This is a genomic window from Sphingobium agri, from assembly GCF_023051225.1.
Lineage (GTDB): Bacteria > Pseudomonadota > Alphaproteobacteria > Sphingomonadales > Sphingomonadaceae > Sphingobium > Sphingobium agri.
Genome location: NZ_JALKHS010000011.1, coordinates 34251 through 49177 on the forward strand (window position 1 = coordinate 34251; position 14927 = coordinate 49177).

11 protein-coding genes are annotated in these 14927 nt (G+C 62.4%); 5 read left to right on the top strand and 6 right to left on the bottom strand.

Annotated features, from left to right (window positions below):
- Positions 1 to 801, bottom strand: a complete 801-nt coding sequence (locus MU848_RS13895) for an SDR family NAD(P)-dependent oxidoreductase (protein ID WP_247233415.1) — start codon at positions 799 to 801, stop codon at positions 1 to 3.
- Positions 802 to 909: 108 nt separating this feature from the next.
- On the opposite strand from MU848_RS13895, the gene MU848_RS13900 reads away from it, so the two are divergent.
- The 4 genes from MU848_RS13900 to MU848_RS13915 all read left to right on the top strand — a co-directional run bounded on the left by MU848_RS13900 (position 910) and on the right by MU848_RS13915 (position 3744).
- On the top strand, positions 910 to 1722 hold the full coding sequence (locus MU848_RS13900; protein ID WP_201515967.1) for an SDR family NAD(P)-dependent oxidoreductase: 813 nt from the start codon (positions 910 to 912) through the stop codon (positions 1720 to 1722).
- A gap of 197 nt (positions 1723 to 1919) precedes the next feature.
- Complete coding sequence (locus MU848_RS13905) at positions 1920 to 2384, top strand: hypothetical protein (protein WP_247233417.1); 465 nt, start codon at positions 1920 to 1922, stop codon at positions 2382 to 2384.
- Complete coding sequence (locus MU848_RS13910; protein WP_247233424.1) at positions 2384 to 2839, top strand: phage holin family protein; 456 nt, start codon at positions 2384 to 2386, stop codon at positions 2837 to 2839. Before MU848_RS13905 ends, MU848_RS13910 begins: the two co-directional genes overlap by 1 nt.
- Positions 2836 to 3744 carry a DUF3618 domain-containing protein gene (locus tag MU848_RS13915; protein ID WP_247233426.1) on the top strand — a complete coding sequence of 303 codons (909 nt, stop codon included), beginning with the start codon at positions 2836 to 2838 and terminating at the stop codon, positions 3742 to 3744. Before MU848_RS13910 ends, MU848_RS13915 begins: the two co-directional genes overlap by 4 nt.
- 59 nt (positions 3745 to 3803) lie before the next feature.
- On the opposite strand, the gene MU848_RS13920 is transcribed toward MU848_RS13915, so the two are convergent.
- Both MU848_RS13920 and MU848_RS13925 read right to left on the bottom strand, forming a co-directional pair.
- Positions 3804 to 4196 (bottom strand): VOC family protein, encoded by a 393-nt coding sequence (locus MU848_RS13920; protein WP_247233428.1) that lies wholly within the window; start codon positions 4194 to 4196, stop codon positions 3804 to 3806.
- Positions 4197 to 4266: 70 nt separating this feature from the next.
- Positions 4267 to 6690: a TonB-dependent receptor gene (locus MU848_RS13925; RefSeq protein WP_247233430.1), complete on the bottom strand. Its 2424-nt coding sequence runs from the start codon at positions 6688 to 6690 to the stop codon at positions 4267 to 4269.
- Positions 6691 to 7020: 330 nt separating this feature from the next.
- Between MU848_RS13925 and MU848_RS13930 the strand changes: the two genes are divergently transcribed.
- A complete protein-coding gene (locus MU848_RS13930; RefSeq protein WP_247233433.1) occupies positions 7021 to 8442 on the top strand; it encodes an NAD-dependent epimerase/dehydratase family protein in 1422 nt (473 codons plus the stop codon).
- Between the two features lie 167 nt (positions 8443 to 8609).
- Here the strand turns inward: MU848_RS13930 and MU848_RS13935 are convergent, their stop codons facing one another.
- Genes MU848_RS13935 through MU848_RS13945 form a run of 3 tightly spaced genes read right to left on the bottom strand, consistent with a single transcriptional unit; the run spans position 8610 to position 14925 of the window.
- The gene (locus MU848_RS13935) at positions 8610 to 11045 is read right to left on the bottom strand and encodes an alpha-L-rhamnosidase-related protein (protein WP_247233435.1); all 2436 of its coding nucleotides are present in this window, start codon (positions 11043 to 11045) and stop codon (positions 8610 to 8612) included.
- A 5-nt stretch (positions 11046 to 11050) separates the two neighbouring features.
- Entirely contained in the window at positions 11051 to 12058 is a 1008-nt protein-coding gene (locus MU848_RS13940) for an alpha/beta hydrolase (RefSeq protein ID WP_247233437.1), read from the bottom strand.
- Positions 12055 to 14925, bottom strand: a complete 2871-nt coding sequence (locus tag MU848_RS13945) for a glycosyl hydrolase (protein ID WP_247233439.1) — start codon at positions 14923 to 14925, stop codon at positions 12055 to 12057. Before MU848_RS13945 ends, MU848_RS13940 begins: the two co-directional genes overlap by 4 nt.
- Positions 14926 to 14927: the final 2 nt, after the last annotated feature.

The following is a 14927-nucleotide window of genomic DNA, read 5'->3' on the forward strand; positions in this document are numbered from 1 at the left end:
TTACTGTTCAGGGCCAAGATCGGGCGCCCATGCGACCCCGTTGATATGAGCCCCGCCGTCCACGAACAGGGTGTTGCCCGTGACATAGCGGGCATCCTCGCTCGCCAGGAACAGGGCGACGCCACCGATATCCTTTTCCGGATCGCCCATGCGCCCCATCGGGTTGGCGGCGGCGGCCTGCGAAGCCTGCTCCGGCTGAAGCTCTGCAAAATGGCGGAAACTGGCGGAAGCGGCGGCCGGGCAGATGATGTTCGCGCAAATCCCATGTTGAGCCCATTCGCGGGCAGCCGAGCGCGTATAGGCGCGAAGCGCTTCCTTCCCGACATTATATTCCGCAGTGCCGATATGGGCGTTGACGCCGTTCAGCGATCCGATGTTGATCACCCTGCCCCAACCCCGCTGGCGCATGTGCGGGAATGCCGCCTCCATCGACCATTTGACGGCATACAGGTTGAATTCCAGGCTCTCCGCGAAGATGTCGTCGCTCTTCGTTTCGATGCGGGTCATGTTTTCGCCGCGATAGGCATTGTTGACCAATATATCGATGGAGCCGAACTCCTCGACACAGGCGCCCACGATGCTCACGATCTGCTCGCGGTTCCTGACGTCGCACCGCCGGAAAGCTGCCCGCGCGCCCATGTCCCGGAGGCTCGCGGCTACCGCCTCCCCCTTCTCGACATTGATGTCGACCACCAGCACGGCAGCCCCTGCGGCGGCGAAGCGGCGGGCGATCCCTTCGCCGATGCCGTCACCTGAGCCAGTGATGACGGCCGCACGGCCAGCCAGTAGGGCATCAGTCATATCTCTCTCCCTGATACGGCGCGATGCAGCCGTCATTAAAGCAACGCCTATTGTATTAACATGGTCGGGCTGGCACAGCCCATGCAAGCAAAAAAGACGTTGAGGAAGATGATGCACAAGACCGCATTGGTGACAGGCGCCACCCGTGGGATCGGCCGCGTGATTGCCCTGGCTCTCGCCCGCGCAGGATTTGAGGTTGTCGTGACCGGCCGTACGCTGACTGCCGGAACCGGTCATCATGACGCAATGGGCGGCGTCCCGATCCCAGGCAGCATCGAGGAAACGGTCGCCGAGATCGAAGCAGCGGGCGGGGCCGCCTATGGCGTGCGCCTTGACCTGGCCGATCGGGCGTCCATCGACGCCGCGGTGGAAACGGTGCTCCAGCGGTCCGGACGAATAGACCTGTTGGTCAACAACGGCATCTATCAGGGCCCTTCCATCATGCAGAAGGTCCTGGATATCGACCTGGCCGATGCCGAGCGCGCCACCGCCGGCAATTTCATCAACCAATTTCATCTCAGCCGCCTTGTGCTGAAGGCGATGATCAAGCAGGGCGGCGGCCGCATGATCTTCATGTCGACGCGCTCCTCTGTCGACCCGACCGAGACTGGCGGCGCGCTTTTCTATACCGGCCCAAAAGCGGCCTTCAACCACATCCCCGACTATATCAATTTCGAACATCGCGCCGACGGCATCAGTGCATTCCTGATCGAGCCTGCCTTCACCATGACGGACACGTTGCGATCCGCATGGGCAGATGCCGAGGCGGAGGTGGGTCTTGGCACGAAGGCCCATGATCCGCAGGAAACGGCCGACACGGTGGTGTGGTTGGCGACCAACCCCGAAGCGGTGCGCTTCGCAGGGGCGCAACTGCATAATGCGCCCGACTTCTTTGAAGATCATCAGATCTCGCCCGATTGATGCAGCACTGAGCGTGATCAGAAGCGCTTGAGCGCCAATCCTGAGAATGCTTCCTTATACCGCATGCTAATTGTCACGTCATGAAAATCCCCTGGCCAACAGCATGGATTAACAATTTGCCGCAATAGCCCGGAGGAAGCGGAACTCCACATGATCCTTCCTGTTCACTTGCTGGAGTTGGACAGGAAGGATCATATATGCAGCAGCCCCCCGAAACATCGGGCGATCTGCGCGAAGAATTGCGCGGGGACGCCCAAAAACTCACCAGCACCGCCGCTGAGCGCCTGCAAAGCGAGGCGGACGCCCGCAAGGGTCCTGCGGTAGAACAGGCCCGCTCGGTAGCCTCGGCCCTGAACAAGGCGGCCGAAGATCTGGGCGGCGGGCAAAGTCCCGGCTGGCTCAAATCGCTGTTCGAACAAGGCGCGCAGCAGATACAGCGCCTTGCCGATACAGTGGAACAAAAGGATTCCCGCCAATTGATGAGCGATCTTCGTCAGGTCGCGCGCGATAATCCCACAACCTTCCTTGCAGCCTGCGCCGCCGCCGGGTTCGCCGCAAGCCGCGTGCTTCGGGCAGAACCCGCCGTGCCAAGCAGTCAAAGCTTTTCCGCCCCACAGGGTGGTTGGTCCGAGCCTCCAAGTCCAAGCGTGGGGGCGATCTGATGGCAGACACGATGAACAGAACGGCAGGCCCGCCGGTCGAGGGCGGTGCGCCATCGGGACGGGACGACAATATCGTCTCGCTTCTTAGGGACTTGACCAGTCAGGGGTCTCATCTTGCCGAACAGCAACTCGCGCTGATCAAGGCCGAAGTGCGCGAGACCGGCAATGACATGAAGAAGGCGATCGGCGCGATGGCAGGCGCGGCGGTCGTCGGCATCGCGGGCCTTGGCGTCCTGTTGATGGCCTTCGCCTATCTCCTTGCCGACGCGATCGACCATCTCGGCCTTGCGACCTTGATCGTCGGGGTCGTGACGCTGATCGTCGCCTACATTCTTTACAGGGGCGGCGCGGCGAAGATGCGTGATGTCGATCTGGCCCCCGAACGCACCCAGCACAGCCTTGAAAGAACGCCCGCGGCCCTTCGCGGAGACCTTCACCCGGAGGATAAAAGATGACCGACACTCTCGAACGGGACCCCGATGCGATCGAGCGCGACATCCGCCGCACGCAGGAGGATATGAGCCGGACGATCGACAAGATCGGCGATCAGCTTACTCCCCGCAAGATTTTCGACGCTTTGCTGGACAAGGCGGACGAAAATAATGTCGATGCCCGCATGCTGCTCGACGGCGCGCGCCGCAATCCCATCGCCTTGGGATTGATTGCGGCAGGCACGATCTGGCTGATCAGCGACAAGGACTCCAAATTCCCCAGCCTTCCCTCCCGGAGTGGGGGGCGTGAGCAGCAGCCCCGCGACCTTGACGTGCATCACCGCGATTATGTCAGCCACATGTCGGCGGTCGAGATGTGGGAGGGCGAAGATTTCGCCGCCTACCAGCGCCGCCGCGATCAGGCGCGCGCCAATTACCTGATGCTGGAACGGCGTGCCGATGAAGATGACAGCAGCTTCCGCCAGCGGCTGGACGAACTGACCGACCGGTTCAGGGAGAAGCGCCATGCCTGGGCGGAAAGCTCCAGCAGGGCTGGGCAGGCAACGGCGCGCGGTGCGAGCCAGGCGGCAAGCAGAGCGCAGGATCTGTACGAAAGCAATCCGCTGGTCGGCGGCCTGATCGCCGCGGCTGTCGGCGCTGCCCTTGGTTCAGCCCTGCCGATCAGCCGGGTCGAGCAGGAAAAGCTCGGCTCCCTGGGCGAAAAGGCGCGCACGATGGCCAGCGAGCAGAAGCAAGGCCTGACCGACACATTGCGTGAAAAGAAGGACGATCTGGTCGGCCGCGTCGATGACAAGCTGCAACAGGGCGACAACACGGGAAGCCAGCCCGGCAATCAATCGACGGGAGACGCCTTCCACGCCCAACATGATCAGGGAAGCGCCCGGGATTTCGGAGCGCCCAAGATCTGACGACCGGCGGACATGGTTGGGAGTTGGCGGCGCGGGCTTCACCCATGCCGCCACTCATATTATTTGGCCAGAAGCTCGACGACCTCGATCAGATGACCTTCGGGATCGGTCACGAAGGCGACCTTTACGCCATGCGCTTCCTTGACCTCGATCGGCTGCACCACGCCGCCGCCAGCTTTTTCGACTCGTTCGACAAAGGATACGAGATCTGTGGTCTGGAAACCCAGAATGACCTCATCTTTCGCGGGAGCGTCACGGTCGAGGAACTTGAACAGCACGAAGGTCGCGCCGCCCTCACCCGTGGCATTGAACAGGATTTCATCGATCTGCCGATCGCCGACCGCATCCTGCACGCGCGCCATTTCGACCAGGCCTGCGACTTCCTTGTAGAAGGCGCCCATGGCTTCGAGGTCCTGCACAACAAGCTTCGTGAAACCGAAATGTGACGTCATTCATCCTACCCTTGGTCATGCTTATGAAGAAAGGGCCGGTTGGTGATCCAACCGGCCCCTGCCTTTATCTTTAGAACTTGAAGTTGCCCGTCAAGCCAAACTCTCGTGGGTTGGTCACGTTGACCAGGCGATAGCCGGAGTCATAATCCAGTCCGGGCGTAGCTGTGCCAACGGTCGCATTGCCAAGGCTGATGTTGGCAATCCGCTTCTGGTTCAAGGCGTTCTTAGCGAACAGCGTGAACTCCCAACTGCTGTCCGGGGCGCGGACACCGACAAACAGGTTCAGCAGTTCGCGGCTGCGATAGTTGTAATCCACCCGATCCGAATAAAAGCCCGGGCGATAGGTGAACAATCCGCGCAGGAACGGCGTGACATTGTCCATCGGGAACCGGATTTCCGTATTCGCGGTCAGGCTGAAGTCCGGAGTATCGCTGAGGCGGCCATTGCTGACGCAATAGCTGACATTGCCCGGCCCCCTGACGGTCGCCGGTCCATCCTGGTTGGGGCTACCCGTGCCCGCAAAGTCATTGCAGGGCAGGAGCGCATTCTTGAAGCGGGCCCGGGTATAGGCCGCGCTGATCCCGAAGTCCCAATCGCGCGTGATACGGCCGTCCAGCGATCCTTCGATGCCCTTGATCCGGGCATCGCCATTATAGTTGAAATCGAAGAAGCCGGTCGGCGGCGAGGCGATGGTCGATTCGTAATAGATGTTGGTGAAGCGGTTCAGGAAGTTGTTGAGCTTCTGATAGTAGACCGACACCGCATAATGCAGACGGCGGCCAGCGAAGCTGCCCTTGATGCCTGCTTCGATCGCGTCCGTCTTTTCCGGCTGGCCGACGATCAGATCATCGCTGAGCCCATCTGGCAGGCCGACACCGACAACACCGGCACGGAACGAGTGGCCATAAGAGGCAAAGATGTTCATTGACGGCATCAACTGGTAGCTGATGGTCAGACCGCCGGTGATCGGCGTATCTTTCGTGCGGCGAAAGCGATCAGGAATGATTTCCGTAGCCGGATAGGTCGCAGGCAGGCAGCCGAAGGATACCGCATCAACCTGCGGATCGCCCGTGCAGGCCAGAATATTGCCCGGCGTGCTCAAGGTGAGCTGACTGCTGTTTACAGACTTGATGATCGAATAGCGGATGCCTCCTTCGATCGACAGGCCACCCCCACGGAAGTTCGCATTGGCATTGAACGACCAGACGCTACGGTCGACCGGCACTGCAATGGCAGTACCGATAGGCAGATAAGGCAAGGCACCGGCGGTATTCAGGCTGTCGTTCGGCTCCAGCGGGAAGAAGAAGCTGTCACCGGGCTGGTTGAGGCGTGTCGTACCACCCATCTTGTTGTAGAAAACGCCGATGCCGCCGCCGAAGCCTTCCTTGTTGTTCGTCGCCAGGCGCAGCTCGACCGTGTCATATTTGAAGGGAATGGATCCCGTCGAATTGGAGATGTAGTTCGGAACGGCATTGGCGACATCCAGGTCGCGCTGGGTCTTCAGCTTTGTATATTGATGCGCGCCGACAAACGACAAGGTCGCCGGGCCCAGATCCCAATCCACCGCCAGGTTGACGATGTGACCTTCATTCTGGTTGCGGACCCTGCCTTCGCTGACTGCGGCATAGTCATCCGCCTCAAGCGGCGGACCTGAACGCACCGACGTGTTCGGCACAAGGACGCCGCCGAAGAACGGGCCGGCCTCAAACGTCGAATTATTGCCTGTCCCGATAACCTGCTGCGGCTGGAAGTTGTCTGCATACAGATACTGATAGGTCAAATAGGCTGTGACATTGTCCGTCGGACGCAGACCTAGCGTCAAGCGCGCGCTCTGGGTGCGGCTGCGCGAACGTTCGCCGGTCGTGATGTTGCGCACGTTGTTCAGGCGATTGCCATCCACCAGCGCCGCGACGCGCAGTGCCACCTTGTCAGAAAACGGCAGTGAAACGCCGCCCTGGACGTTGAAGCCGTCGCGCGTGGTCGCGGTAGCTTGCGCATAGCCTTCGATCTCGTCGAAGCTCGGGCGCGCCGTGGAAATGGTGATCGCACCGGCGGGGGCGGAGATACCACGCAGCAAGCCCTGCGGACCGCGCAGCACTTCGATCTGCTTGATATCGTAAAGCGCCGTATAGACCGTCTGCGCATCAGTCGGAATTTCGTTGAAGTAAACCTGAACCGCCGGATCGGTACCCTGGTCAGGATCGAACGAAATACCACGCAGCGTGGTGGAATTGTTACGGCCCGTGGTGTTGGTCATTTCAAGGCCCGGAGCGAGCTGCTGCACATCCTTGGCGTCGAAAATATTCAGTTTCTGCAACTGCTCGCCAGTGGCCACATTGACGCTCATGGGCACTGACTGGAGCGAGCGGGCTTCGCGCGTCGCCGTCACGACGATCTCGCCACCGCCATCGGCCGCATCCTGCGCCCAGGCGACGGCAGGCACGATCAGCGCTGCACCGCACAACAACCCAGAAACATAATTCCCCTTTTTCATGACTGCTTCCTTCTATCTAGCAGGGCCAAGTCCACAATGTTGACAGTTGCTAACCATCGTGCAGGCACCCCGCAATCCGCGCAGTCATTTTTTTGTAAATTTTTCGAAATCCGCGTGCTGTATGAGCAACATCCCTTAATTCCGCAGCCGTGATATACGCGCATAAATCTGGCACGGGATGCGCATTTCTAAGGAATATTACCAATATTATTGCGGAAATCGTGATACGCTGCTCCTGTCGCTTCGGGGGCTGATCCGCACCTGAAACCTCTCCCCTTGTTATTGATACGACGACGTGCGATTGTGTCGAAATTATTCGAGGGGAGCAAAATGATCGACACTCGCAAGACAGTTTTCCTTACCGGGGCCACCGGCAATATGGGCCGCGAGACGGTGAAGCGTATCGCCGCGAAGGCGGATTCGCTGCACTTGCGAATATTGGTGCGGCCGGAAGAAAGGGCGCATCCCGTGGTAAAGGATGTTCAGCGCCGGGGCCTGGCCGAGATCATCTGGGGAGATCTTACCGATCCGGCATCGATCCGCGAAGGCGTGAAGGGCGCCGACATCGTTCTGCACGTGGGCGCGCTGGTCTCGCCGCTCGCAGACCGCCTCCCCGCCGATCTGGTGACCCGCGTCAATGTGGGCGGCGCCCAGAACATCGTCGACGCGATCCACGCCGTGGGCGATCCCAAGCAGACCCGGCTCATATATATCGGTACGGTCGCCGAAACCGGCAGCCGCAATGCGCCTGTCCATTGGGGCAGGACCGGTGATCCGATCAAGATCAGCGCTTACGATCATTATGCGGTGACGAAGACACAAGCAGAAGCGATCGTCGCGCAGAGCGGGATCACCCATTGGGCCTCAATACGCCAAAGCGGCATGGCGCATTTCGAGATGTGGAAGATTTTCGACCCCATCATGTTCCACAATCCGCTCAACGGCGTGTTCGAATGGTCTACTGCCAATGACAGCGGCCGCCTGATGGCCGCGCTCTGCGGCGATGATGTGCCCGGCACGTTCTGGCGCAACTTCTACAATCTGGGCGGCGGTGCTTCTTCGCGGGTGGTGAACCATGAGTTCATGGAGAAATCCATGCCCAACTACCGCAAGGTGCTGAAGCCGCACTGGTTCGCCACGCGGAACTTCCACGGCCAGTGGTACTCGGATTCCGATCGGCTCGAAGCCCTGGTGCCGTTCCGCGAACAATCGCTGGATGACTATTTCCGCGAAGCGCCCCGCCATATTCCATGGATCGCGCGCACAGTGCCAAAGCTGATGCCCGGCGTCGTGTCGAAGCAGATCGAAAAGCTGGCGAACGGGCCGGACGGCAGTCTCAACTGGTTCGCCACCAACAACGAAGCCAAGATCCGCGCTTATTTCGGATCGCGGGCAGCGTGGGAGGCCATTCCCCGCAACTGGGACGAGTTCCGCTTCGCGCAGCCGTCGCGGGAACCGGCCTTGCTCGACCATGGCTATGACGAGAGCCGCTCGCCCGACGACTGGCGGTCCGACGACCTGAAGGCAGCGGCGGAATATCGCGGCGGCAAATATCTCGGCAGTTCGTTCGACGGCCCGGATGCGCCGGTGGAATGGCAGTCGGCGGCAGGCCATCGTTTCACCATGACGCCGCGCCTTTATCTACAGGGCGGCCATTGGTGCCCGGTCACCATGCTGGATCCCGCAGCCTATGAAGCGGAGGCCGCGCGCAATCCCTTCTTCGCGCAGGTATGGGGCGACGCAGCCGGCTAAGCTGGGCAGGGCCGGGGTGATCGGCCGTTCCGTCGGAGCGCAATGGACGATCCGCCTAACGCCAGCAGGGTGCGATCACCCAGGAGTGGACGGCGCGTTGTTCCGTTAAATCGACCTCAATGGCTTCGGGGCGAAGGACGCCCCGAAGCGCTGAGTGCGCTGCCCCTCTAGCGGAGCGGCACCTTGAGCTTTGTCGTCGCGCGAGTGAGCGGATAGCGCTTGCCGTTCCAAAGGAAATCCCCCGGCAATGCGGCTGGCCGGGTGATTTGCGCATTCAGGGTGCTGCCGGAAACCCGATAGCGAACGCTGACCGGCCCCTGCGGCGTGGCAGCGGTCGCGGACAGGCTCTTGAGCAAACCTAGCGCGGGCTCGACCTTCAGCCTCGCATAGCCCGGCGCGGCGGGGCCGATGCCTGCAACGATGCCGAGCAGATCGGCGCTTGGATGCGCGCTCCACGCGTGGCTGTCGGAACGGGTCGACTGCCCCTTCCCGCCTTGGCCCGCATCGTCGCGCTCTTCCGGCCAGGTCGTATAGTGCATTGCCAGCAGATCGCGCCACGTCTTGAGCATGTCGAGATAGCGGTCGTTCTTCCCGGCATGGACCAGAGCCTGAGCCAGATACCATGAGAAATAATAGCTGACGCTGGTGATCCCTTCCGGCGCGTCGATGCCTTTGCCCGGCACCATGATCCGGTCGATGATCGCCCCGGCTTCGTCGCGGGTGGCGACATCATAGAGGATGGCCAGCGCATTCATATGCTGGCTGAACCGGTCGCCATCGGGATTGTCCGCGTAGAGACCCCGGGCGGGAACCCAGCAGCGGTTGCGGATCGCGGCCTTGACGGTGTCGGCACGCGCCGCGTAGCGCTGTGCCACGCTGCTGTCGCCAAAGGCAGTCTCGATCGCCGCCCCCTGCTGAAGCGCGCCAAGCCAGCTGACGCTCATCAAACAGCTTTCATCCGTCTTTCCGTAGGACGGGAAGATGGTGCGGTCGGTCGCCGGCTGGCCTACCCAATCGATGAAATTCCATTGCGGGTTCTTGCCGAGCAGGCCGCTCGGGCGGCGGTAGGTTTCGAACCAGTCCAACACCCGGCGCATGCGCGGGATGTTGCGGACGATCGGTGCAGCGTCAGGCTGGCGCAATCGCCAATCGTCCAGCATGCCTACCCACATCAGCGCGAAGGGCGCGATCACATTGTTGCCGCGCGTCGGCCATGCGCCTTCCATCAGGCCGCCTTCGGCATCCGACGCGGCGAAGGCGTCGATCGCCTGCTCGGCCAGGCGCGGATCGCCCGAAACGGCATAGGAAATCAGCATCTGAAGGCGCGTGTCGCCGGCATATTGCAGCTGTTCCCAATAGGCCGTGTCCATATAGGTTTCATGCGCGTCGATCCGCGCAGTGCGCCAGCCAATGTCGAAAATCCGTGCAAGTTCAGGATCATCGCTCGCGAACTTGCCAACCTGTTGAAACGGGTAGCCGGTTTCGTAGGCGCGCAATCCCTCCAGCACCAGCGGCTGATCCTTGGTTTCGACCGTGATCTCCGCATAGCGCCAGGTCCGCCACCAGAGCGGCGCGAAGCTGCGCTTTTCCCCATCGGCTATGAAGCTGTCCCATATGCCGATCGGCTTGCGGTCCTCGATCAGGTTCCGGTCGCCCTTGCGGCTCTTCGCATCATACAGCGCCTCTGCCCACAGCAGCTTGATCGAAGCACCCTTCCCGCCCGACACATCGAGTTGCGGATAAGCCGAGACCATCGCGTCGCGCTGGATTAGCAATGTCGCCTTGCTGTTGGCGGGGATCGTCACCGCCCGCGCGGGGAAGGTCATGGCGGCGGGCAGGTCCGTCCGCACCACCTTGCCCGCTGCCACCGGGGTATAGGATTGCTGCGGCAGCCGGTCGGGCACCAACGTCCGCTTCGCCGCATCGGGAGCGGGAACCGCGTCCTGCCAGCCCTCGCCTTTCTCCTGCGGCCCGGCGGCGTCGAAGTCGGCCTTTGCCGCGTCGATCTTTTCAGGGTTTCCGGCGACATAATACCATCGCTTCACTTGCCCCCAGCCATTGGCAAAGCCGCGGCCCTGGTCGCGCTTCACCCGCCAGCCCGCACGATCCGTGGACAGTTCCGCCGCATCGCCTTCACCGATCAGGCGAAAGCCGGTCGCGACGCTCTGTTGAAACAACGGCGCTGTGTTGGTGAACAGCGAATTTCCCTGCGCCGCCGAAACTTGCGCAGGCGTTGGGTTGGCGGGCAGCTTCAGCGGCTGCACGCCGTTCCACACCGTCGCCGCGACGACATTGACGCCGCGCTTCATATAGGGGGCGAGGTCGATGCTCTCCTCACGCCAGTGAAGGATATCGCCTGTCGAAGGACCGGTCGCAACGCGGGCGCCGTTCACGAACAATATGAAGCGGTTATCGGCCGTCACTCGCACCTTGTAGGCGCGCGGTTTGCCGGGCAGCGTGACGGTGCGGCGGAAATGCAGGACGATCGGACGCACCGCCGGCCCCGCCTCCGCATGACTGATCCAGCCCTCGGCTCCACCGGGCTGAGCGATAGCGGCGGGCGCAGCGCCCATCATCAGCGAAGCGGCCAGAAAGGTGCACATTTTCATCATTTCTTCTCCGGCGATAAGGCACGGGCAAGCGCTGTTTCCAGCGCGGCATTGAACTGCTGGGATATGGCCGCGCGCGGCGCGATCATCTGAAACCCGTGGAAGGCGCCCGGTATCACCAGCAATTCGGTAGGCACGTCCGCATCGATGAGGCGGCGGGCGAACTCCACATCCTCGTCGACGAACAGGTCGATCGATCCGACGCCGATGAAGGTCGGCGGAAGAGCCTTGAGGTTTTTCACGCGCGTGGGCACCGATCCTTCAGGCTGGGTGGCAGCACCGGGACGCCGCCCCAACAGCGCCTGCCAGCCCTTGCGGTTCGACTCCGCCGTCCAGATCAGCTGGCCGATATGCGGCGGCACCGGACGCGACGATCCCGTCCGATCGTCCAGCATGGGATAGACAAGCGCCTGGAACGCGACCGGCACCTCGCCCCTGTCCCGCGCGGCGATCGTCAGCATGGCGGCCAGGCCACCGCCCGCGCTTTCGCCCATGACCACGATCCGGCGCGGATCGACGCCCAGCGTAGCGGCACTGCCATGCAGCCATTTCAGGCCCGCATAGGCATCCTCCAGCGGCCCGGGAAAGCGTGTCCCCGGCGCCAACCGGTATTGCACCGATACGATCACGCAGTTCAGCCGCTCGGCCAGGCTCTTGAGCGCAGGCAGATTCTCCCGCGCGTCGCCGCCGATAAAGCCGCCGCCATGAACGAAGAAGATCGCCCCGCGCGGCGGCCCCTGCTCCGCACCGGCGTTCACGACGTAGACCGGCACCGGCGGATGCCCGCGCGATCCCGGTGCCTGCCGTTCCTCAACCCCTGCGGGCAGACGGCCGGGCTTCCAAGGCTTGTACGTCGCTCCTTTCCGCTGCGCCTGCATGATGCCGCGCGCGATCGGCCGCAACTCCGGGTTGACCGACTTCAGTTCCGCCTCGGGCGAAGGGGCGGCCGGGGCAGCCGCTATCAGCAGGCAGGAAGCGAGCGCGGCAGCGAAGCGCCGCCCTCTCAACGCTGTGCCTCCAGTTTCGCCGGTCCAACCCATCCCGCCGCAACGGGCTTCAGCTTCTTGTAGATCGTGTCCTTGGGATCGATCATCGCATTTTGCGGAACGTTGGCGATCGCGACACTGATGTCGTTCTTGCCAGCGCGAACCAGCTTCGTCACATCGACGCGGAACGGAGCGCTGAACAGCGTGGGCAGGCTCTGCCCGTTGACCGTGACCGTCGCGACATCATGCACCTTGCCAAGGTCGAGGATGACGCGCGTACCCATGGTCAGCCAGCCGGCATCGACGCTGATCGCTCGGCTATAGGTCGCCGTTCCCGCAAAGCGCGACAGTTCCGGCACCTCCGCCCAATCCTTCAAGCTGACCGAAGCGAAATCATGCGCATAGGGCTTGCGCTGCACATGACCATTGGCCTTAAGCCGCCAGCCCTCCACCGGCAATGCCACGCTGCCCACAATCGCCGCAGCCGGGATGGTGACAGCCTTGGTCTGCGGATCAAGCATCAGCAAAGCGCTTTCCCCCGCCTTTAGGCTAAGCGGCACGTCCGTGCCTTGTCCCCCGGCTTGCGCGGAAACGGGCGTCGCCGTCCCATCCATCGCATTCCACCGTGTGACGCCGCCAGCGCCCGGCAACGTCACTGTCACCTGCCGATCGGCCTGCCCCCGATTATAAACGAAGGTCGCCGTCCGGCCATCGACACGCCGCTGCACGAAATACAGGTCGGCTGCATCGCCGGTGAAGCGCAGATTGGCCGGGATCGCCGCCGCGCGCAGACTATCCGTCAACCCGGCAGCGGGCACCACCTTTGCCCCCGCCTTCAAAGCGGCCGCGATCGCTTTTTTCACCCGCGCATCGCGTTGGCGCGCCTGGGCCAACCCCTCGTCACGTGATGGAGCGCGGTCGGTGAAGAATATCGGCAGCCCCGCCTTTGCGAAACGCGCGATTGCCTCCGCCGTCTCTGCCTGGATGCCGTCGATCGGGGGCAGCACCAGCACCGGATAGCGCTGGCCGCCCTGCGAAACGAGCTGTTTCCCTTCGATCCGGGCATGCGCGATCGAATCGGGGTTGATCCGGTCGAAATCATAGCCACCCGCCAGGAACGCCTTTTCGGCTGCCTGCTTGCCCGCGCCATCATCCTCGATGCCGATATAATAGCCGTAGCGTCCGTAGAAATAGGCGACCGGGACCACTGCTTCGCCAGCCTGCATCACGGCCTGCAAGCGGCCGATATAGGCCGCCATCGGCTTCATCGCGGGCCACACCGGGTTGGTCTCGTTCAACATGCTGGAAAAGCCGCCCGCAAAGGGGCTTGGCTGGAAAGCGTGCCAACCGGGCCAGTCTTCGGCATGGAAACGGTAATTATAGCCGTGCAGGATCATCGAATTGACCCCGCCCGAGATCAGCGCATCGATCCTGCGGCGCATCTCGTCCGGCGTTACCTCATAGGGGCGGTTCGGCCATGCCAGGCTCTCTGCCGACACGATGGGCCGCCCATAAAGATGCGCACCCGACCGCGCCATCCGCATGAAGAAGGGATCGCCCTCATGCGGTAGATCTTCTGTTTCCGGGATATCGGCCAGCCCATATCCCCGGATCGTGTCGAACGCGCCGCCATGCGCCTGGAACTTTGCCTTTAGCCCTCGCGCATGGTTCCATGCGACAAAAGGTTGGATGAACCCCTCGATCATCATGTCGGACACCGTGCGGCGATAGTCGGCGCGCACCCGCTCTGCCACATCGCTGTTCGGCGTATCGAAATAGGGGGGCGACCAATGTTCGGCCCAGGCCTGCATCCATCCCGGCTGCACGACGAAAGGCAGATAGGGCGTCAGGTCATAGCCGCGCCGCTTCCTGAACTGCTGCAGCAATTCAGGTCCCCACTGAATATCCTGCATCAATTCCAGGCTGTCGACGAATGTCGATCGGATACCGGCCGGGTTCTTGCCCAATGGATCGCCGACCCTCGCGGCATGCGTCGCAAAGGCTTGCGGGTTCATGTGATCCAGGATCAGCTGCGGCCCCTGTCCCGCAGCGCCCAGCACGCCGACATCGGACGCATATTGGCGGAACACGAAAATCTGCCAATCGCCCGGCGGCGGGGTCCAGTTCAGCGTGCCGTCATCGCTCATCTTGTCCGTAAGGAGGATGCTGGAGGACGGGTCCAGCGTTCCCGCCGTCACCACGTCCCGCCATGGCGTCAGTGTAAGGCCCATCGCGCCGGGCGCGGACGGCTGAAGCACGGGCGCCTTCCCCTTCACGGCGACCACAGCCACCGTGCGGGCGCGGGCGTCCATCCGCTTGCCCCAATCGGCAACCTTCGGGTCCTTGACGCGCGCATCCAGGAAACTCAGCGCACCCAGGCGGCGGGTGCGCTTGGGGATGTTCAGCTTGATTGGTCCTGCCTCGCCACCCTTCACCTCCGTGCTCGCCATGGCAAGCTCGGTAAAGGCCAGTTCCGGGGTGATGGCAAAGCCGCCGCCCGATGGCCAGGATGACCCAAGCGTATAGTCCAGCGTCAAACCAGCCTGCCTTGCGGCATCCGCAGCGGTGCGGACATGTGCGAAGAAGGACGGTTCGGCATATTGATTGACGCGCAGCTTCTCGTCCGGCGTCAACGTAACGAAATTGGGCGTGAAGGACTGGATTTCGGCACCGGCAAAGCCCGTGTCCGCCATCAACTTGATCTCACGCCGCAATTCTTCGTCCGTCACGGCATCGCCCGGCCACCACCAGCGCAGCCGGGGCCGCGCCTCCATGGGGGGTTGCTGGAAATGATCGTCGAGTGGAGCTGCAAAGGCCGGGGCCTCCGCAAGCGCAAGGATCGCGGCGGCTGCCAGCAGGCAGGTTTTCATCGAACGCTTGGACATCATGG

What these genes read in the sequence shown, in the direction of transcription:
- MU848_RS13910 (WP_247233424.1), top strand. Translation starts at nt 2,384, where the DNA reads ATGGCAGACACGATGAACAGAACGGCAGGCCCGCCGGTCGAGGGCGGT.
- MU848_RS13935 (WP_247233435.1), bottom strand. Translation starts at nt 11,045, where the DNA reads ATGTGCACCTTTCTGGCCGCTTCGCTGATGATGGGCGCTGCGCCCGCC.
- MU848_RS13915 (WP_247233426.1), top strand. Translation starts at nt 2,836, where the DNA reads ATGACCGACACTCTCGAACGGGACCCCGATGCGATCGAGCGCGACATC.
- MU848_RS13920 (WP_247233428.1), bottom strand. Translation starts at nt 4,196, where the DNA reads ATGACGTCACATTTCGGTTTCACGAAGCTTGTTGTGCAGGACCTCGAA.
- MU848_RS13900 (WP_201515967.1), top strand. Translation starts at nt 910, where the DNA reads ATGATGCACAAGACCGCATTGGTGACAGGCGCCACCCGTGGGATCGGC.
- MU848_RS13930 (WP_247233433.1), top strand. Translation starts at nt 7,021, where the DNA reads ATGATCGACACTCGCAAGACAGTTTTCCTTACCGGGGCCACCGGCAAT.
- MU848_RS13945 (WP_247233439.1), bottom strand. Translation starts at nt 14,925, where the DNA reads ATGATGTCCAAGCGTTCGATGAAAACCTGCCTGCTGGCAGCCGCCGCG.
- MU848_RS13925 (WP_247233430.1), bottom strand. Translation starts at nt 6,690, where the DNA reads ATGAAAAAGGGGAATTATGTTTCTGGGTTGTTGTGCGGTGCAGCGCTG.
- MU848_RS13905 (WP_247233417.1), top strand. Translation starts at nt 1,920, where the DNA reads ATGCAGCAGCCCCCCGAAACATCGGGCGATCTGCGCGAAGAATTGCGC.
- MU848_RS13895 (WP_247233415.1), bottom strand. Translation starts at nt 801, where the DNA reads ATGACTGATGCCCTACTGGCTGGCCGTGCGGCCGTCATCACTGGCTCA.